Below are 18,947 nucleotides of genomic sequence, written 5' to 3'. Positions count from 1 at the left end.
TCTGAGGAGGCCTGCGGGATACCCACCCGTAGGCCCGCGCAAGCGCAGCGCCGCCGGGCAGCTGGCCCAGGTTCCCTCAGTTCACCGTCAGGCGCAGGGCAAGATCCTGCGGGTAGGGGTCAAAATAGTTCTGCGCCTGCAGGTAGCGATCCGGATACTCGGCCAGATAGTGCTTAAGCAGCGTCAGCGGCGCGAGGATCGGCAGCAGCCCGGCGCGATAGTTGAGGATCACCTCCCGCAGCTCGCCGCGCTGGCGGCTGTTCAGCTGGTCGCGGAAATAACCCTGAATATGCATCAGCACGTTGGTGTGGTTTTTCCGCGAGGCGGGCCGCTTGAGGATCGCCATCAGCTTCTCGCGGTAGACCTCGAAGAAAGCCTCCAGATCCTCCCATTCATGCAGCGAGGCGACGAACGGGCCGATCTCGCGGTAGCCCGCCTGGTGGTGAGCCAGCAGCTGCAGCTTGTAGCGGCTGTGAAAGGCCAGCAGGCCGTGGCGGGTCAGGCCGCGGGCGCGCAGGGCGTTGAGTTCATGCAGGGCGAAGACGCGCTCGACAAAATTCTCCCGCAGCAGCGGATCGTGCAGCCGGCCATCCTCTTCCACCGGCAGCCACGGGTAGCGCGCCATCAGGGCGCCGGTAAACAGCCCCACGCCCTCCTTACGCCCGCGATTGCCTTTTTCATCATACAGCCGCACGCGCTCCATCCCGCAGCTCGGCGATTTGGCGCAGACGATAAAGCCCGACAGCTCGCCCAGGGTTGCCAGATGGGCGTTGGCGAAATCGGCCATCTTCTCCGTCACATCCTCGTGCGGGGCGTGGCTGAAGCGCATGCGGATCTCCCCGACCGGGGTCTGCACCAGCCGGAGCGCCGGGCGGGGAACGGGCAGGCCGATCGCCATCTCCGGGCAGACGGGCTTAAACGCCACCCACTGCGCGAGCTCATCCATCACAAAGCCCATACGCTTATGCCCGCCGTCGAATCGCACGGCTGAGCCGGTTAAACATCCGCTGATCCCAATGACAGGTTGCGTGTTCATGGCGCTGTCCTCTCTTCTGCTGTGGTTCGGGTAAAGAAAAGGGTCACGGTGGCCACCGTAATGCCGAATTTCTTCATCTCGGTTTTGTTAAACAAATGGCTGCCGTCCTGCAGGAACATCCAGTCGTCAAAGTGCAGCAGCCACTGGCTGCCGCTGGCCTCGACGTTCATGCTGTAGCGCCAGTGAAAGGCATTGCCTGCCGCCTGGCCGCTGGCCACGCCTTCGATATCCCCGGCGGTGCCCTGATAACGGTTATCGCCGGTGCGGCGAATGCGCCACACCCGCTGCTGTTTCTCGCCATCGTCATAGACAAAGCGCTCATGGAGCGTCAGGGTGTCGCCGACGACGTCGCCATCGATCGCTACATGGAAGCGGCGCAGCTGTTTGCCGCTGCGATCCTGCACCATCCCCCACGCCTCGGTTCGGCCCTGAAAATAGTGGAAGATGTCGAGGGCGGGCTGCTGCTGCCGGTACTCGGTGACCTCGGTGCTGCAGCCGGCGAGCATCAGCATCAGCAGCGCCAGGCCACGGGTCAGAATGCGTTTCATGGTGTACCTCCGATCAACTGCTGACGCAGTTCGGGATAAGTGGTGCGCGGATCGAGCCAGATGGCGAGAAAGCGGGTGCTGAACGCCGCCGACTGGCGCGGGCCGAGCGGGGTAAAGGCGGTCTGCGCGGCGCTGGCGCGGTACCAGAACTGCCCCTCGCCGCCGCTGACCACGAACGCCAGCTGGCTGCCCGGCGCGACGTCCGGCCAGATCCCCTGCAGCATGCGCAGCCAGGCTTCGCTGCGCGGCTCCTGCTGCAGAATGCCCTGCGCCTGCCACTGGTCGCGGGTGGCCTCCACCAGCGCCTCGCGATCGATGTCGCGCCGGTAGGTGATGATCAGCGCCCGATCCTGCTGCGGGCCGGCATACCGGCCATTGGGCGTGCGCAGCTGTGAGTGATAGACGGTGAACGGCCCCCAGGTGAGGGTCGCCTCGCCGACGCGGCGCCACGTCAGCCAGTCGGCGGCGTGGACCGCAGGGGCGAGGGCGCTCAGCCACAGCAGTAACAGGGAGAATCTCATTTTTGCCTCCCCATCCCCAGATGGAACAACAGCATGAGCACCAGCCAGCCGCAGGCCATGGCGGCCACGGCAAGCGCCGTCGGTTCCAGCAGGGTCATGGCTCCGAGGCGAGCGCCGATCAGGTAGGCCACCGGGCCGCCGACGGTGGCCGCCGCGGCCAGCACCCAGCCGGGAAGCGTCGTGGTGCGGGTCAGCCGGGTCCAGACGACGGCGAACATCAGCCACAGGGCCACCATCCACAGGGGCTGCAGGCTGTCGCCGGGAAAATCAATCAGTCCCGCCAGCGCCCAGCAGGCGTCCAGCCCGCAGCCCGCCGCAGCCAACAGCAGAGCGGGCGGACGACTGGCCGCCGGCAACCGCAGCCAGGCGAACAGCGCCAGCGTCAGCCAGATCAGCAGGCCGCGCTCGCGCAACATCACCACCAGCGTCCAGTAAACATCGAACGCGAGGGCCATCAGCAGGTGCTGCGCCGGGCGTGTCATACCCGCTCCGCGGTGAGCTGCACCACGCTGATGGTGCGGGCGTTAAATCCGGCTTCGCAGTAGCCGAAGTAGTAGAGCCACATCCGGCGGAAGCGCTCATCAAAGCCGAGCTTTTCAATATCCTGCCAGGCATGGGTAAAACGTTGCCGCCAGTGCGCCAGGGTGCGGGCATAGTCCGGGCCCATGTCGAACAGGTTGCGCACCACAAAATCGGTATGGCGGGTCATCAGCTCGCTCATTGCCGTGATGCTGGGCAAAAAGCCGCCCGGGAAGATGTAGCGCTGGATAAAATCGACGCTTTTGCTGTAGTCGCGATAGCGCTGATCCTGAATGGTGATCGCCTGCAGGGCCATTTTGCCGCCCGGGCGCAGGCGCGCCTGACAGGTGCGGAAAAAGGCCGGCAGGTAGCGCTGGCCAACCGCTTCAATCATCTCCACCGACACCAGTTTGTCGTACTCGCCGCCCAGATCGCGGTAGTCGCAGAGCAGCACCTCGACGCGATCCTGCAGCCCGGCGCGGGCCATGCGCTCGATAGCCCAGCGGTGCTGTTCCCGGGAGAGGGTGGTGGTGGTGACCCGGCAGCCGTAATGGCGGGCGGCGTACTCGGCCAGCGCCCCCCAGCCGGTGCCAATCTCCAGCAGATGATCGCCGGGAGTGAGCGCCAGCTGGTCGCACAGGCGCGCCATCTTGGCCCGCTGGGCCTGGGTCAGATCCTGCTGGTCGTCGGCAAACAGCGCGCTGGAGTAGAGCAGGTCGTCATCCAGAAAGTGGGCATAAAATTCGTTGCCGAGGTCGTAGTGGGCGGCGATGTTCTCCCGCGCCTGAGCGCGGGTGTTGCGGCGGGTCCAGTGGCGCAGGCGGGCGACGGGCTTGCCCAGCAGACGAAAGCCGCGCTCCAGACGCCCCAGCACCTCGCCGTTGCGCGCAAGGATCTGCAGCAGCGCCGTCAGCTGGTGGCTTTCCCAGTCGCCGTCCATCCAGGCCTCGGCCGCCGCCAGGCTGCCGCCGGTCAGCAGACGCCAGTACACCTCCGGCGTGCAGACCCGCGCCTCGGCGCGCAGCGCGGCGGCGGGGTCGCCAAAATGAAAAGTCTGCGCCCCTTCGCGCACGGTGAGCGAGCCTTCGCGGAGGCCGCTCAACAGACGAAAGAGCAGCCAGCGTGCGAGCCGCACGTTGCGCGGCACATCGGGTTCAAGCGCAAAGACGGGATCGGTCATGAGCGTTCACTCCTGCTGACAGGATGGTTGTACAGCGGCACGCGCTTCAGCCACAGCCGCAGCGCCTGCCAGTAGATGGCGAGGACGGTTTTCAGGGTCATCATCGGCAGACGCAGCAGCAGCCCGCGCAGGTTGGCGCGGGTTAACGGCACGCGGCTCAGGGCCAGCGTGGCGTCGAACACCTTGCTGGCCTGATGGTTTTCAATATGCATGTGCAGCGTTTTGCCGGGCGCGTTGAAGCGCCAGTGATAGACCATGTCCATCGGGTTAAACGGCGAAACGTGAAAGGCTTTCTCCAGCGGGCGCGCCTGCTGGCCGTCCACCGCGTAGTAATGACGCTCATTCCACGGCGTGTTGCGCACTTCGGCCAGCACCCAGCGCAGGGTGTCGGCCTCGTCATAGCAGTAGTAAAAGTTGACCGGATTAAAATGGAAGCCGAAGTAGCGCAGCTGGGTCAGGAGCATCACGCGTCCCGCCGGGCGGCAGCCGGTCAGGCTCTCCAGCCGGTTCAGTGCCTGAGCCTTCAGCGGCGCGCCCAGCGGATAATCGGCGTCGTACCAGGCGGCGGCGGCCAGGCGGTTGCGACGGATGCCCGCCTCAGGCAGCCTGTCCAGTTCGTCGAGGTCGAGCCAGGCCATAAACAGGCGGTAGACGAAGTGGTGCGCCTTCGGCTGCAGGCGACGGTGGCGCAGGACGCCCTGATAGAGGCAGCTGTTCATTTCAGTTGCCCTCCGCCGCGGCGATGCCCTGCACCACGTCGAGCGCGCTGCGCACCCCGTCCTCATGAAAGCCGTTGTACCAGTAGGCCCCGCAGTACCAGCTCCGCTGCTGGCCGTTAATCTCGTCGCGCCGCAGCTGGGCCGACCAGCTTTGCGGGTTAAACAGCGGATGCTCATAGACGAAGCGCTGCCAGACGTAGCGCTCGTCCACCGGCGCGTCCGGGTTCAGGGTGACGCAGAACAGCGGCGCGCCCGCGGGCAGCCCCTGGAGAATATTCATGTTGTAGGTGACGCAGGCCCGGGCCCGATCCCCATCGCTCAGGCGATAGTTCCAGCTGGCCCAGGCGCGCTGACGCGCCGGCAGCCAGCGCGGATCGCTGTGCAGCACCACCTCGTTGCGCTGCCAGCCGATGTCCCCGAGAACTTCGCGTTCGGCGTCGGTGGGCGCCGCCAGCATCGCCAGCGCCTGCGCGGAGTGGCAGGCGAAGATCACCTGGTCAAAATGCGCCTCCCCGGACGCCAGCCGCAGGGTAACCCCTGTCGGGTGGCGCTCCACCTGCTGCACCGGCGCGTTGAGCCGCAGGTCCAGGCGGTCGCCGAGCCTGGCGAGCAGGGCGCGAACGTATTCCCGGGAACCGCCGGGCACTACGTACCACTGCGGGCGATCGCGAATGTCCAGCAGGCCGTGGTGTTCAAAGAAGCGCAAAAACAGCGGCAGCGGGAAGCGGCGCATCTCCTGCAGCGACGACGACCAGATGGCCGCCCCCATCGGCAGGATATAGTGGCGGGCGAAGAAGGGGCTGAAGCGGTGGCGGGCGAGGAAGCTCTCCAGCGTCGCCCCCGGATCCAGCGCCTCGGTCAGCGCCAGTTTTGCCAGCCGGTTGAAGCGGACGATCTCGCTCAGCAGCCCCCAGAAGGCCGGCTTCAGCAGATTGCGTCGCTGGGCGAAGAGCGAGGTCAGGCTGTGGCCGTTGTACTCCAGGCCGCTGGCCGGGTTGTGGACCGAGAAGCTCATCTGCGTTTTTTGCCCGTCGATCCCCAGCTCGCTGAGCAGGCCCATAAAGCGCGGATAGGTGCGATCGTTGTAGACGATAAATCCGGTATCGATGGCCCAGGTGCCCTGCGGCGTGGCGACATCCACGGTGGCGGTGTGGCCGCCCGGCGTGGCGCCCGCTTCGAACAGCGTCACCTGATGGTGTCCGGCCAGCCGCCAGGCGCAGGTCAGCCCGGCGATGCCGCTGCCGATGATGGCGATGTTCATGAGCGCACCATCCTGCGCAACAGCAGGCGCTGCATACCTGACGGCAGGCTGGCCAGCAGCCGCAGGGCCAGGCTGAAACCGGTGGGGAAGGCGATGTGGTTTTTGCCCTTCGCCAGGCCGTGGCGGATCGCCGCCACCGCCCGATCGACGCTCACCTGGCCGGGCATGGCAAAGTCGTTTTTGCGCGTCAGCGGGGTGTCGACGAAGCCCGGAGAGACCACCGTGACGGCGACCCCTTTCGGCTCCCAGTCCAGACGCAGGCTATTGGCAAACCAGGTCAGCGCCGCCTTAGAGGCGCCATAGGCTTCCGCGCGCGGGAAGGGCAGCCAGTGCGCCATGGAGCTGACCAGCACCACCCGATCGCCTGCTTCCAGCTGCGTCTGCAGCGCCGCCAGGCAGTTCACCGGCCCGAGGAAGTTGGTGGCCATCACCCGCTCCACGAGGGCGGCATCCACCTGCCCGTGGTCGAGGTATTCGCAGGTGCCGGCGCAGAGAATGATCAGGTCGGCAAAACAGCCCGTCAGCGCCTGGCGACAGGCGTCCCTGTCTGTCATATCGAACAGGCGTACGCTGATGTTGGGGCTGAACTGCTGCAGCGCCGTCAGGCGCGAAGCATCGCGCCCGCAGGCGATGACCAGGTGGCCATCCGCCGCGAAGGATTTCGCCAGGCCGGCGCCGATCCCGGAGCTGGCGCCGGTGATAAGCACCGTCATCATGAGCGCACCCTCCGCTTCACGCCGCGTACCGCCCAGCCCAGCAGGGGAAGATGCTCGTAGATCATCTCCCCGGCGTCGTAGTAGTCGCGTTGATGGAGGATCTGCTCCCCGGCGATGTCCACCACCGAGCAGCCCGGCAGGGCCAGGGTTTCTCCGCCGGCAATACGCGGATGCGACCAGTGCATGGTCCAGGTTACGGCGAACCGCTGACCGTCGCAGAGCGGCGCGTCGATGGTGAACCGGCACTGCTCCACGTTGGCCAGCAGATGGGTAAAGTAGCGCTGGATGGCAAACAGTCCCTGGTGCTGACCAAAAGGATCGCTCAGCGTCGCGTCCGGATGGTACAGCGCGGCCAGCGCCGTGGGCGGCTGCGCATCCAGCCCGGCGTAGTACTCAACGAAACGACGAATGACGGACGGCGTGGTGCTCATGGATCACATCCTGGCTAAACACGGTGGCGTAATGGCATACTTAAAACTTACACAAATAAAATTATTTGTCCAAGTTTGTGAAAAAATATATTTTATTTATGTTTAAAATCAGGTTGTTATGATTGGTTTTTTAAAGGATGAAAATCGCGGGTTGCACGAAGGGCAAACGTGCGCCCGCCGCGCCGCCGGGCGCAGGCGGAACAGAGAGTGGAGTAAGTGAAAACCGGGGGTTAGAGCGGGATCACCTCGAGGGAGACGACCTGCTGCTGCCAGAGTTCGACCTGCCTCTGACGAGCGGCGGAGAGTTTGCCGCTGGTGACCAGCAGCCAGTTGCGCTGGGGGAAAATCTCCGGCGCCAGCGCGGCGGGAGGCACCGGCAGGACGTCGATGCGATGGCCCTGGCCGGTGCGTTTGAGCGCTTCAAGCCAGATTTCGCAGGCGTCGGTCAGGTGCCAGCCGGTGATCAGAAAGTTGTCCCCGGGCGCCTTCTTGTCGCCTTCGAGGCAAAACGAGGTGTAGGCGATGATAATGCCGTCGAGGATTTCGCGCAGGGTCATGATGGCCGGCACGTTGGCGGAGACCTGGCTGCGCAGCGGACGCAGCACCTCGGTCACCAGCTCCTGGCGCGGATATTCGCGGCCGGCATCGTAGATCAGCTGGCGCAGGGACTCGATTTTTCCCTCTTTCAGCCGCTGCAGCATGGTCTCCTGCAGCGTCAGCCAGTTGTTGGTGCGCCGCGCGCCGGGGCGCGACAGCAGGGGCTTCACCTGGCTGACCGGCACCCCTTTTTTCACCCAGTCGAGGATTTTAAGCGCCTGCTGGACGTCGTCATCGCTGTACAGACGGTGTCCACCATCGGTGCGCAGCGGCTTGAGCAGGCCATAGCGGCGCTGCCAGGCGCGAAGCGTGGTCGCATTTATCCCGCAAAGTCGGGCAAATTCGCCGATGGAGTAAGGCATGGAGGCCACCTGTTAACAAAGAATATTCTCAATATACTACGAATCACGTCGGCTGGCGTGAAGTGTAGCGGCTTTGCACTACACTTTTCCCAACCGCGTAAATGAAAGGAGTTCTCATGAAGCTATGGCCTGTTGTCACTGGCGTCGCTATCGCGTTGACCCTGGTGGCCTGCAAATCGCCCACCCCGCCGAAGGGCGTTCAGCCGATTAGCGGGTTTGACGCCAGCCGTTATCTCGGGAAATGGTATGAGGTCGCCCGCCTGGAGAATCGCTTCGAGCGAGGCCTGGAGCAGGTGACCGCCACCTACGGCGCCCGCAGCGACGGGGGGATCAGCGTCGTCAATCGCGGTTATGACCCGGTCAAAAAACGCTGGAATGAGAGCGACGGGAAAGCCTATTTCACCGGCGCCCCCACCACCGCGGCGCTGAAGGTGTCGTTCTTCGGGCCGTTCTATGGCGGCTATAACGTGATCCGTCTGGACGACGACTACCAGTATGCGCTGGTCAGCGGCCCCAACCGCGACTATCTGTGGATCCTGTCGCGTACCCCCACCATTCCGGCGGCGGTGAAGCAGGATTACCTGAATACCGCGCGCGAACTGGGCTTTGACGTCGATCGACTGGTGTGGATCCGCCAGACGCCGCGCTAGCCTCGCCCCTTAGCGGCTGAGCAGGTGGGTATAAACGAGGTACAGCCCGGCCAGCGCCGCCACGTTCAGCGCCACGCTGATGAAAAACCACGTCCGGAAGGGCTGCTTTTGCGTTTTATGGCGAAAACACTGCTGACCGAGGATCGCCCCCGGCCAGCCTCCCGCCAGGCCGAGCACCAGCAGCGTGGTTTCCGGCACCCGTCGCCAGGCTTTGCGCGCCGCCAGCTTGTCGGCGCCATAGATAAGCCATGTCAGAAGGCTGCTCAGTAAAAACCACATCGCCAGCGGGTAGGGGAGCAGGGCGCTGCCCACAGCGGTAAGCAGCAGCAGGGAATAACATACCAGGTTCAGATTCATAGGGACGTTCACGCCGGCCAGAAGAATGGCGCCACTATAGCCAATTTCCCGGACCGGCGTAAACGCGGTGGGCTAGCGGCCGCGCTTGCCCCGATGCCGGGACAGCCACATCAGCTTATACGCCGCCGGAATAATAAACAGCGACAGCAGCGGGGCGGTGATCATTCCGCCAATCATCGGCGCGGCGATGCGGCTCATCACCTCCGACCCGGCGCCGGTGCCCCACAAAATCGGCAGCAGGCCGGCGATAATCACCGCCACGGTCATCGCCTTCGGCCGCACGCGCAGTACTGCCCCCTGATACAGCGCCTCGTCGAGCTTCCCGGCGCTGAAGGTCTGCGGGTTCTCCAGCGCCGGCTCCGCCTCGATGGCGTGGCGCAGGTACATCAGCATCACCACGCCAAACTCCGCGGCCACCCCGGCCAGGGCGATAAAGCCGGTGCCGGTGGCCACCGACAGATGGAAGCCCATCCAGTAGAGGAACCAGATCCCGCCCACAAGGGCGAACGGCACGCTGGCGATGATCAGCAGCGCCTCGCCGACGCGGCGGAACGCCAGGTACAGCAACACAAAGATAATCATCAGCGTCATCGGCACCATCAGCTTCAGCTTCTGATTGGCGCGCTCCAGCAGCTCAAACTGCCCGGAATACGACACGCTGATGCCCGGCTTCAGCTTCACCTCCTTGCCGATGGCCTGCTGCAGATCGTGCACCACTGACACCATGTCGCGGTCGCGGGCGTCGATGTAGATCCAGCTGGTGGGGCGGGCGTTCTCGGTCTTCAGCATCGATGGCCCGCTGACCACCTTCACCTCGGCGACGTCGCCGAGGACGATCTGCTGCTTCAGCGGGGTGAGGATCGGCAGCTGGCGCAGGGTCTGCGGGCTGTCGCGGTAGCTCTGCGGATAGCGGATGTTGATCGGATAGCGCTCGACCCCCTCCACCGTTTCGCCGACCATCGCCCCGCCGATAGCGGACGAGACGAACAGCTGCACGTCGCCGACGGTCATCCCGTAGCGGGCCGCCTTCTCACGCTGAATATCAATGTCGAGGTAGCGCCCGCCCACCAGCCGCTCGGCTAACGCCGAGGTCACGCCCGGCACGCTGCGCGCCACCCCCTCAATTTGCCCGGCGATGGCGTCGATATCGGCCAGGTTAGTGCCGGAAACTTTAATGCCGATCGGGCTCTTGATGCCGGTGGAGAGCATGTCGATGCGGTTGCGGATCGGCGGCACCCACAGGTTCGCCAGCCCCGGCAGGCGCACGGTCTTGTCCAGTTCGTCGACGATCTTCCCCATGGTCATCCCCGGCCGCCATTGATCCTGCGGTTTAAGCTGAATGGTGGTCTCCACCATCTCCAGCGGCGCTGAGTCGGTAGCGGTGTCTGCCTTACCCGTTTTGCCGAACACCCGCGCCACCTCCGGCACCGTCATGATCAGCTTGTCGGTCTTCTGCAGCATATCCGCCGCCTGCGAGGCGGAGATCCCGGGCAGCGTTGACGGCATATACAGCAGATCGCCCTCGTTGATCTGCGGCAGAAACTCGCCGCCGACCCGGTTAAGCGGCCAGACAACCGTCAGGATCGACAGGAGCGCGATCAGCAGGGTGGTCTTCGGCCAGTGCAGGACCTTCAGCAGCAGCGGATGGTAAATGCGGATCAAAAAGCGGTTCAGCGGGTTGCTGCTCTCCGCCGGGATCCTGCCGCGGATCCAGAAGCCCATCAGGATCGGGATCACCATGATCGCCAGCAGCGCCGCTCCGGCCATCGACCAGGTTTTGGTGAAGGCCAGCGGGCCGAACAGTTTGCCCTCCTGGCCTTCGAGGGTGAAAATGGGGATAAACGACAGGGTGATGATCAGCAGGCTGATAAACAGCGCCGGGCCAACCTCCACCGAGGCATCGGTAATTATTTTCCAGCGCCTGTCGTTGCCGAGCTTCTCTCCCGGATGCTGATGCGTCCACTCCTCCAGCCGTTTGTGGGCGTTCTCAATCATCACGATGGCGGCATCGACCATCGCCCCCACCGCAATGGCGATCCCGCCCAGCGACATGATGTTGGCGTTGAGCCCCTGGAAATGCATCATGATAAAGGCGAAGCACAGGCCGAGCGGCAGGGAGATAATCGCCACCAGCGCCGAGCGCACGTGCCACAGGAACAGGGCGCAGACCAGGGCGACGACGATAAACTCTTCCAGCAGCTTGTGGCTGAGGTTATCGATGGCGCGGTCGATAAGCTGGCTGCGGTCGTAGGTGGTGACCACTTCAACCCCTTCCGGCAGGCTGCTTTGCAGCGACGCCAGTTTTTCTTTGACCGCCGAGATCGCTTCCCGGGCGTTCTTGCCGGAGCGCAGGATCACCACGCCGCCGGCCACTTCGCCTTCGCCGTTCAGTTCGGCAATGCCGCGGCGCATCTCCGGGCCGACCTGCACCCGCGCGACGTCGCCGAGATAGACCGGCACGCCGTTATCGCCGGTTTTCAGTACAATGTTTTTGAAGTCGTCGAGGGTCTGCAGATAGCCGCTGGCGCGCACCATATATTCGGCTTCCGCCAGTTCGACCGAAGCGCCGCCCGCCTCCTGGTTAGAGGCGTCCAGCGCCGATTTGACCTCGCCGAGGCTGATGCCGTACTGGGTCAGCTTCATCGGGTCGACGACTATCTGGTACTCCTTGACCACGCCGCCCACCGACGCCACTTCCGAGACGTTAGGAATGGTTTTCAGCTCATATTTTAAGAACCAGTCCTGCAGGGAGCGCAGTTCGGCGAGATCGTGCTTGCCGCTGCGGTCGACCAGCGCGTACTCGAAGACCCAGCCGACGCCGGTGGCGTCCGGGCCCATTTCGGCGCTGACCCCGGCGGGCAGTTTGCCCTGCACCTGGTTGAGATACTCCAGCACCCGCGAGCGCGCCCAGTAAGGGTCGGTGCCGTCTTCAAAAATCACATACACATAAGAGTCGCCAAACTGCGAGAAGCCGCGCACCGTTCTGGCGCCGGGCACCGACAGCATGGTGGTGGTTAGCGGCCAGGTGACCTGGTTTTCGACAATCTGCGGCGCCTGCCCCGGATAGCTGGTTTTGACGATCACCTGTACGTCGGAGAGATCCGGCAGGGCGTCCACCGGGGTGTGGACGATGGTCCAGGTCCCCCAGAGGCTGAGAAACAGCGCGCCCATCATCACCAGGAAGCGGTTGGCCACCGAGCGGCGGATAATCCATTCAATCATTGTTCCGTTCCTCAGTGCGCGTGGGCGGCAGCGGCAGCGGCATCAGGGGCCTGCGCGCGCATGCGCTCCAGCGCGCCGGCGATATTGGCTTCCGAGTCGATCAGGAACAGGCCGCTGGCGACCACCTTCTCGCCCTCCTGCAGCCCGCTGCGAATGGCCGTGACGCCATTGGATTCATGGAAAACCTGGACCTGCTTCGGCACGAAGCGGCCCTCGTTATCCATGGTGATCACCCGCTGCTCGCTGCCGCTGTCGATCAGCGCTTTGGAGGGGATCAGCAGCATCGGTTCGCTGTCACTGATCAGCTGCAGATAGGCGTTCATCCCCGGCTTCAGCGCTTCATCCGGGTTGTTCACCTGCAGGCGTAGCTGCAGGGTGCGGGTGGCGCTATCGACGCTGGGGAGAATCGTCCATTTGCTGATGCGGAAGGTTTTGTCCGGCCAGGCGGGAACCTGAATGCGGAACTGCGAGGCGTCTTTAATCAGCCAGGCGATGGACTCGGGGACCGCCACGCTGACCCACACCGGGTCCATGCCCTGAATTTTCGCCACCACGTTATCTTTGGCGATGTTCATTCCGGCGCGCAGATCGAAGGCGGTGATCACCCCGTCGATGGGCGCCTTGAGGGTGAAGCGGGTCTGGATCTTGCGCGTGGCTTTCAGGCGGCGGATATCGTCGTCCGGCATTCCGGCGAGACGCAGCCGCTCGAGGATCCCCTCGACCTGGGTGGCGGTGCCGCCGGTCTCCTGCAATAGCAGGTATTCGCTCTGCGCTTCCACCCAGTCCGGGATGGTCAGTTCCAGCAGCGGCGTACCTTGTTGCACTTTGTCGCCGACGGTCAGGGGATAGACTTTATTGATAAAGCCCGCCGCCCGCGCCTGCATAATCACGTACTGGTACTCGTTGTAGCTGATGTTGGCCGGGAAGGTCTGGGCGTAGCGCAGCGGCCCGCGGGTGACGGCGGCGGTTTTCACCCCGAGATTCTGGGTCTGCGTCGGGTCGATACGCACCCCCGGCGCACCGGCGGCGGCACTCTCCTCATCGGCGTATTTCGGCACCAGGTCCATATCCATAAACGGCGATTTACCCGGTTTATCAAAGCGGGTGTTCGGGTACATCGGGTCGTACCAGAACAGCACTTTTCGCTGCTGCTCGGCCGCCGGGGCGGCGGCGGTAGCGTCGAGGGGCAGCGCCATCCGGGTATACAGCGCTGCGGTGAGCGCGCCGCCGAACGCCATGCTGCCGAGGATCAGCGCCGTGTTTTTCAGTGTCAGGGATGCCATGTGTCGTCCATTCAGTTGTTGAGGAGCCTACCGTCGCCGGGCCATTAGTGGGCGCGGATATCCTGTAACAGCGACAGATTGCCCTGCTGAACGAAGGTGAAGTCCACGCTGTCGCCGTCCTTCACATTGTTGAGCTGGGTCTGCGGGGTGATGGTGAAGCGCATGGTCATCGGCGGCCAGTTCACCGCCGGGATGGCTTCGTGGGCAATGGTGATTTTTTTGCTATCCATATCAATGGCTTTAATGACCCCTTTGCCGCTGATGCTTTGCGTCTGCGCGGCGGCGGGCTGTTCGTGCATCGCCATGCCGGCGTGCGGGTCGGCGGCCTGGGCGGCGAACACCGCGCCAGAAATCAGAGTGAACAGGGCGACTTTAGACAGTGAATTCATAATCAAGACTCCTCGGGTTATTCCATCCAGCCGCCGCCGAGGGCGGTGAACAGGGTGATTTCATTTGCCTGACGGGAATAGTTGAGTTCCAGCAGGGTTTGTCGGGTGGTGAAAATGTCGCGCTGGGCGCTCAGCACTTCGATGTAGCTGACCGCGCCGTGGCGATAGAGCGCGGTGGCGCGCTGCAGGGTGATATTGAGTGAAGCGAGATAGCGCTCCTGGGCGGCGATCTGATCGGCCTGGCTTTGGCGCAGGGCCAGCGCGTCGGCGACTTCCTTAAAAGCGGACTGAATTTTTTGCTCGTAGTTGACCACCTGCTGCTGCTGGCGGATCTCCGCCAGATCGAGGTTGGCCTGATTGCGCCCGGCGTTGAAAATCGGAATGTCGATTTTGGGGATGAAGTTCCACATCGCGCTGCCGGCGTTAAACAGGCTGGCGAGCTCGCTGCTGCTGCCGGAGAGCGAGCTGGTCAGGGTGATCGACGGGAAGAAGGCCGCCCGCGCGGCGCCGATGTTGGCGTTGGCCGCCCGCAGGCTGTGTTCGGCCTCTAAAATATCCGGCCGCTGCAGCAGGATCGCTGAAGAGAGCGACGGCGGCAGGGTTACGCCTTGCAGATCGACGGCGCTGCTGGCGCTATCGTCCGGCAGATGTTGATAACTACCGAGCAACAGCTGCAGAGCGTTATTAGCCTGCGCCAGCTGGCCCTGCCGCCTGGCGATCTCGGCGCGGGTGCTCTCGATCATCCCCCGCGCCTGCTCCAGCGCCAGGACGGTGGTGCTGCCGGTCAGCAGCTGTTTTTCAACGAACGCGTAAGACTGCTGATAGTTTTGCAGGGTGTCGTTGGCCACCTGCAGCTGCGCTGCCGCCAGCCGCTGGTTGAAGTAGCTTTGTGAAACGTTAGCAATCAGCAGGATATGCACTGCGCGCCGTGCCTCTTCGCTGGCGAAGAAGTTCTCCCGGTCGGCCTCGCTGAGGTTTTTCAGCCGGCCAAAGAAGTCGAGGTCATAGTTGAGATTCAGCCCGGCGGCGTAATCGCTGTTGGTGGTGGTGTCGCCTTTAAGCTTGCCGCCGTAGGTGGTGCTGCCGTCACCGTTCAATTGCGGGTAGCGGTCGGCATCGGTCACTCGATACTGGGCACGGGCTTCCTGCACTTTCAGCGTCGCCATCCGCAGATCGCGGTTGTTGGTCAGCGCGGTGCCTATCAGGCTTTTCACCTGCGGGTCGACGAAAAAGGTTCGCCAGCCGGTCTCCTGATAGCTCGCGGTAGCGGGAACCAGCTTGTTCTGGCTGAGAGAGAACTGCTGCGGTACCGGCGCGGCGGGGCGCTGGTAGTCCGGAGCGAGCGAGACACAGCCGGTTAAGGCGAGTATCACGCTGAGGGTAAGAAGCGTTATTGGGCGCATGGCGGCAGACGTTTTCGACGATTTATCCATGGCGGCTACTTTACGTAGCGGCCTCTGTTCAGGACGTGACAGGAAAATGACAAAGCTGTCATTTTCCTGATATTTCATTGCTATCCGGAGGCGCTCCTCTAAAATTGAATACCCGCACAGAACGCGCGTGAAGGAGCCGGCGGTGAAGATTTTGATTGTCGAAGATGAGAAGAAAACCGGGGAGTACCTGACCAAAGGGCTTACCGAGGCTGGCTTCGTCGTCGACCTGGCCGATAACGGCCTTAACGGCTATCACCTGGCGATGACCGGCGACTATGATCTGCTGATCCTCGACATCATGCTGCCGGACGTGAACGGCTGGGATATCGTGCGCATGCTGCGCGCCGCCGGGAAAGGCATGCCGATCCTGCTGCTTACCGCGTTGGGCACCATTGAGCATCGGGTGAAGGGGCTGGAGCTGGGCGCCGACGACTATCTGGTGAAGCCGTTCGCCTTTGCGGAACTGCTGGCGCGGGTGCGGACGCTGCTGCGTCGCGGGGCGGCGGTCATTGTCGAAAGCCAGTTTCAGGCGGCGGATCTCAGCGTCGATCTGGTCAGCCGTAAGGTGACGCGCGGCGCCACCCGCATCACCCTGACCAGCAAGGAGTTCACTCTGCTGGAGTTCTTCCTGCGCCATCAGGGCGAGGTGCTGCCGCGTTCGCTGATTGCCTCGCAGGTGTGGGATATGAATTTCGACAGCGATACCAACGCGATAGATGTGGCGGTGAAGCGGCTGCGCGCCAAAATCGATAACGACTTCGAGCCGAAGCTGATCCAGACTGTGCGCGGCGTCGGCTATATGCTTGAGGTGCCGGATGGTCGCTAAGCGCCCCTTTTCCCTGGCCACCCGGCTGAGTTTCTTTATTAGCCTCGCCACCATCATCGCCTTCTTTGCCTTCACCTGGATCATGATCCATTCGGTGAAGGCGCATTTTGAAGAGCGCGACGTTCACGATCTCAGGCAGCTCAGCTCCACCCTGGAGACGGTCCTCGACCACGCTGACTACCCGCAGGCGCGGCGGCTGGAGATCGTGAAGAATATCATTGCGGGTTACGCCAACGTCTTTATCTGCCTGGACGATGGGCAGGGCAATATTCTGTTCCAGTCGCCCAACGGGCCGGAGCTGAGCCATATGCTGAGTACGCCGGGCCTGGCGATGCAGCTGCGCGACGGGAATGTGATTTCATGGACCGACCCGCAGCCGCGGACAATGGCGCACGATAATCATCAAATGGAGACCCGCGCCTGGCGGCTGATCATGCTGCCGCTGGGCAAGCAGGCGGACGGCAAACCGGCGTACCATCTGCTGATGGCCTTATCTATCGATTTTCACCTGCACTATATTAATGAGCTGAAAGCGAAGCTGATTTCCGCCGCGTCGATAATCAGCCTGCTGATCATCGCCATCGTGCTGTTTGTGGTCTATCAGGGGCATAAGCCTATCCGCCAGATCAGCCGGCAGATCCAGAATATTACCTCGCGGGATCTCGACGTGCGCCTCGACCCGCAGGCGGTGCCTATCGAACTGGAGCGGCTGGCGCTGTCCTTTAACCATATGCTGGAGCGAATGGAGGATGTTTTTACCCGCCAGTCGAACTTCTCCGCCGATATCGCCCATGAGATCCGCACGCCGATCACCAACCTGGTGACGCAAACCGAAATCGCCTTAAGCCAGAGCCGCAGCCAGCCGGAGCTGGAAGAGGTGCTCTACTCCAATCTCGAAGAGTTCTCGCGCATGTCGCGGATGGTCAGCGATATGCTGTTCCTCGCCCAGGCCGATAACAACCAGCTGATCCCCGAACAGCGGGAACTGGATCTGGCTGAGGAGGTGCATAAGGTGTTTGAGTTTTTCGAGGCGTGGGCGGAAGAGAAAGCGGTAGCGCTGCGCTTTGACGGCAGCCCCTGCCGGGTGACGGGCGATCCGTTGATGCTGCGGCGGGCGATCAGCAACTTGCTGTCGAACGCGATCCGCTACACCCCGGCTGGCCAGGCGGTGACGATCGCGCTGAGCGAAAGCGCGGAGACGATCCGCCTGGTGGTGGAGAACCCCGGTACGCCGATTGCCGCCGAACATCTGCCGCGGCTGTTTGACCGTTTCTATCGCGTCGACCCCTCGCGCCAGCGCAAAGGGGAGGGCAGCGGCATCGGCCTGGCGATTGTGAAATCCATCGTCAGCGCCCACCACGGCAGCGTGGCGGCGCAGTCCGATCTGCGCTCGACGCGGTTTATTGTGGTGCTGCCGAAACAGGCGCAATAACGGCTGATAGCCAGCGGGCAGCGCCAGGCGGCTGCCCGTAATCGTACCGCGGCTTACTCTTCGAAGTACCAGTAGCCTTGATTAATCAGGCGCGTCAGTTCGCTCACAAAAGCCGGGTTTTGCAGGCCGCTGCCGAGCTCCTCCTGGCCTAATGAGGTATAGCGGCACAGCGCATCCAGCGCTTCGGCATCGGTGGTGTCCAGTTGTTCGCTATGCACGAAGAAGCTGTCGCCGATATGCAGAACGCGCAGGCCGCTCAGGCGGGAGAGCTTTTCGCCGCCCAGCAGCGCATCGACCACTTCCTCTTCTTCATATGCCGGTTCCGCCGGCGCAATATCCAGCTCGTGACGCGGGGTGGTGACGAAACTGCCGAACCACTGCTTGAAGTCTTCCGGCTGGCGAATCATGTCGATCATCATGCTGCGCAGACGTTCGAGTTCATACTCTTCAACCCGGCCCGGATGCTCGCGACAGGTGAGGTCCGGATCGCTGTAGTGCTCGCCGCCGAGATCGTTCTCCAGCACATAGTCGGCGAAGCTGCTGATCAGGTCGCGCCCGTTGGGCCCGCGGAAACCCACGGAGTAGTTCAGCGCGGTTTCGTGGGTGATACCATCGTGCGGGAATCCCGGCGGAATATAGAGGATATCGCCCGGCTGCAGATCCTCATCAATAATCGGCGGGAACGGGTCGACGTGCAGCAGCGCGGGATGCGGGCAGAACTGACGCATCGGCAGCTTATCGCCCACGCGCCAGCGGCGGCTGCCCATGCCCTGAATAATAAAGACGTCATACTGATCGATATGCGGCCCGACGCCGCCGCCGGGGACGGAGAAGGAGATCATCAGGTCGTCCAGACGCCAGTCCGGCAGTACGCGGAACGGTCGCACCAGCTCGGCGGCCGGCATATGCCAGTGGTTTACCGCCTGGGCCAGCAGCGACCAGCCGGTCTCGCTCAGGCCATCGAAATGTTCAAAAGGTCCATTGCTGGCCTGCCATTTACCGTTGGCCAGACTGACCAGCCGGCTGTCGACTTCCGGCTCCATGGCTAACCCGGCCAGCTCGTCCGGGGTAATCGGGTCGACGAAGTCCGGAAACGCGTTTTTTAAAACCACCGGCTGCTTTTGCCAGTATTTCTCTAAAAACTCGGGCCAGTTAATGTTGAGTTGATAAGCCATCGATTATTACCAGTAAGAAGAAACGGGCCTGATTATAGAAACGGGGGCTGGGCGGGCGCTTTGTCGTGGGTCAAGAGTGGCGCTTAATTCACCATCGGCGCGATAATGGCGTTGGGTAAGAGAGAAAAATCACATTTTTGCCAAAAACCGATTTTCGAGTTAACTACGCTGCAGGCCGCATGAACACTGGGATGACGGCTTTAATGGTAGGAAGAGGAATAAGCGAAAAGTTCAAATAATGAGCGGTCGATAAGATTTTTCTATTTTAACCCTTGCTACTTCCGGCGAAC

19 protein-coding genes are annotated in these 18,947 nt (G+C 62.9%); 3 read left to right on the top strand and 16 right to left on the bottom strand.

Features of this window, described 5'->3' with window-relative positions:
- Nucleotides 1-76 precede the first annotated feature (76 nt).
- The 10 genes from ACOI7D_RS27090 to ACOI7D_RS27045 all read right to left on the bottom strand — a co-directional run bounded on the left by ACOI7D_RS27090 (nucleotide 77) and on the right by ACOI7D_RS27045 (nucleotide 7,890).
- A complete protein-coding gene (locus ACOI7D_RS27090; protein WP_004206730.1) occupies nucleotides 77-1,036 on the bottom strand; it encodes a YbgA family protein in 960 nt (319 codons plus the stop codon).
- Entirely contained in the window at nucleotides 1,033-1,584 is a 552-nt protein-coding gene (locus ACOI7D_RS27085; protein WP_109546698.1) for a DUF3833 domain-containing protein, read from the bottom strand. Before ACOI7D_RS27085 ends, ACOI7D_RS27090 begins: the two co-directional genes overlap by 4 nt.
- Nucleotides 1,581-2,105: a hypothetical protein gene (locus ACOI7D_RS27080; RefSeq protein WP_109546697.1), complete on the bottom strand. Its 525-nt coding sequence runs from the start codon at nucleotides 2,103-2,105 to the stop codon at nucleotides 1,581-1,583. Before ACOI7D_RS27080 ends, ACOI7D_RS27085 begins: the two co-directional genes overlap by 4 nt.
- Nucleotides 2,102-2,587, bottom strand: coding sequence for a DUF2878 domain-containing protein (locus ACOI7D_RS27075; RefSeq protein WP_109546696.1), 486 nt, complete (start codon nucleotides 2,585-2,587; stop codon nucleotides 2,102-2,104). Before ACOI7D_RS27075 ends, ACOI7D_RS27080 begins: the two co-directional genes overlap by 4 nt.
- Complete coding sequence (locus ACOI7D_RS27070; RefSeq protein ID WP_109546695.1) at nucleotides 2,584-3,804, bottom strand: SAM-dependent methyltransferase; 1,221 nt, start codon at nucleotides 3,802-3,804, stop codon at nucleotides 2,584-2,586. Before ACOI7D_RS27070 ends, ACOI7D_RS27075 begins: the two co-directional genes overlap by 4 nt.
- On the bottom strand, nucleotides 3,801-4,523 hold the full coding sequence (locus tag ACOI7D_RS27065) for a DUF1365 domain-containing protein (RefSeq protein ID WP_004888758.1): 723 nt from the start codon (nucleotides 4,521-4,523) through the stop codon (nucleotides 3,801-3,803). The genes ACOI7D_RS27070 and ACOI7D_RS27065 overlap by 4 nt, the downstream gene beginning before the upstream one ends.
- 1 nt (nucleotide 4,524) lies before the next feature.
- A complete protein-coding gene (locus ACOI7D_RS27060) occupies nucleotides 4,525-5,784 on the bottom strand; it encodes an NAD(P)/FAD-dependent oxidoreductase (protein ID WP_109546694.1) in 1,260 nt (419 codons plus the stop codon).
- A complete protein-coding gene (locus ACOI7D_RS27055) occupies nucleotides 5,781-6,500 on the bottom strand; it encodes an SDR family NAD(P)-dependent oxidoreductase (protein ID WP_109546693.1) in 720 nt (239 codons plus the stop codon). The genes ACOI7D_RS27060 and ACOI7D_RS27055 overlap by 4 nt, the downstream gene beginning before the upstream one ends.
- The gene (locus tag ACOI7D_RS27050) at nucleotides 6,497-6,931 is read right to left on the bottom strand and encodes a nuclear transport factor 2 family protein (protein WP_044525258.1); all 435 of its coding nucleotides are present in this window, start codon (nucleotides 6,929-6,931) and stop codon (nucleotides 6,497-6,499) included. Before ACOI7D_RS27050 ends, ACOI7D_RS27055 begins: the two co-directional genes overlap by 4 nt.
- A gap of 230 nt (nucleotides 6,932-7,161) precedes the next feature.
- Nucleotides 7,162-7,890: a MerR family transcriptional regulator gene (locus ACOI7D_RS27045; protein WP_002887258.1), complete on the bottom strand. Its 729-nt coding sequence runs from the start codon at nucleotides 7,888-7,890 to the stop codon at nucleotides 7,162-7,164.
- 116 nt (nucleotides 7,891-8,006) lie between these two features.
- Here ACOI7D_RS27045 and ACOI7D_RS27040 point away from each other — a divergent pair, with 116 nt between their 5' ends.
- Nucleotides 8,007-8,540 (top strand): lipocalin family protein, encoded by a 534-nt coding sequence (locus tag ACOI7D_RS27040; protein WP_002887259.1) that lies wholly within the window; start codon nucleotides 8,007-8,009, stop codon nucleotides 8,538-8,540.
- 9 nt (nucleotides 8,541-8,549) lie between these two features.
- Here the strand turns inward: ACOI7D_RS27040 and ACOI7D_RS27035 are convergent, their stop codons facing one another.
- From ACOI7D_RS27035 to ACOI7D_RS27015, 5 genes are all read right to left on the bottom strand, one after another.
- The gene (locus tag ACOI7D_RS27035; protein ID WP_023291811.1) at nucleotides 8,550-8,897 is read right to left on the bottom strand and encodes a DUF1294 domain-containing protein; all 348 of its coding nucleotides are present in this window, start codon (nucleotides 8,895-8,897) and stop codon (nucleotides 8,550-8,552) included.
- Nucleotides 8,898-8,969: 72 nt separating this feature from the next.
- Nucleotides 8,970-12,119: a CusA/CzcA family heavy metal efflux RND transporter gene (locus ACOI7D_RS27030; protein ID WP_109546692.1), complete on the bottom strand. Its 3,150-nt coding sequence runs from the start codon at nucleotides 12,117-12,119 to the stop codon at nucleotides 8,970-8,972.
- 11 nt (nucleotides 12,120-12,130) lie between these two features.
- Complete coding sequence (locus ACOI7D_RS27025; protein WP_109546691.1) at nucleotides 12,131-13,402, bottom strand: efflux RND transporter periplasmic adaptor subunit; 1,272 nt, start codon at nucleotides 13,400-13,402, stop codon at nucleotides 12,131-12,133.
- Between the two features lie 44 nt (nucleotides 13,403-13,446).
- Complete coding sequence (gene cusF / locus ACOI7D_RS27020) at nucleotides 13,447-13,791, bottom strand: cation efflux system protein CusF (RefSeq protein ID WP_023291814.1); 345 nt, start codon at nucleotides 13,789-13,791, stop codon at nucleotides 13,447-13,449.
- Between the two features lie 17 nt (nucleotides 13,792-13,808).
- Complete coding sequence (locus ACOI7D_RS27015; protein WP_109547571.1) at nucleotides 13,809-15,194, bottom strand: efflux transporter outer membrane subunit; 1,386 nt, start codon at nucleotides 15,192-15,194, stop codon at nucleotides 13,809-13,811.
- Between the two features lie 172 nt (nucleotides 15,195-15,366).
- On the opposite strand from ACOI7D_RS27015, the gene cusR reads away from it, so the two are divergent.
- Nucleotides 15,367-16,050 carry a copper response regulator transcription factor CusR gene (gene cusR, locus ACOI7D_RS27010; RefSeq protein WP_004206716.1) on the top strand — a complete coding sequence of 228 codons (684 nt, stop codon included), beginning with the start codon at nucleotides 15,367-15,369 and terminating at the stop codon, nucleotides 16,048-16,050.
- The gene (locus ACOI7D_RS27005; RefSeq protein WP_109546690.1) at nucleotides 16,040-17,482 is read left to right on the top strand and encodes a Cu(+)/Ag(+) sensor histidine kinase; all 1,443 of its coding nucleotides are present in this window, start codon (nucleotides 16,040-16,042) and stop codon (nucleotides 17,480-17,482) included. The genes cusR and ACOI7D_RS27005 overlap by 11 nt, the downstream gene beginning before the upstream one ends.
- A 53-nt stretch (nucleotides 17,483-17,535) precedes the next feature.
- Here ACOI7D_RS27005 and ACOI7D_RS27000 read toward each other — a convergent pair whose 3' ends face one another.
- Nucleotides 17,536-18,657 (bottom strand): cupin domain-containing protein, encoded by a 1,122-nt coding sequence (locus ACOI7D_RS27000; protein ID WP_109546689.1) that lies wholly within the window; start codon nucleotides 18,655-18,657, stop codon nucleotides 17,536-17,538.
- Nucleotides 18,658-18,947: the final 290 nt, after the last annotated feature.

It is taken from the genome of Klebsiella sp. C360, assembly GCF_048822415.1.
In the GTDB taxonomy this organism is placed as follows: domain Bacteria; phylum Pseudomonadota; class Gammaproteobacteria; order Enterobacterales; family Enterobacteriaceae; genus Klebsiella; species Klebsiella quasipneumoniae.
This window is presented reverse-complemented; position numbering and strand designations above follow the sequence as displayed.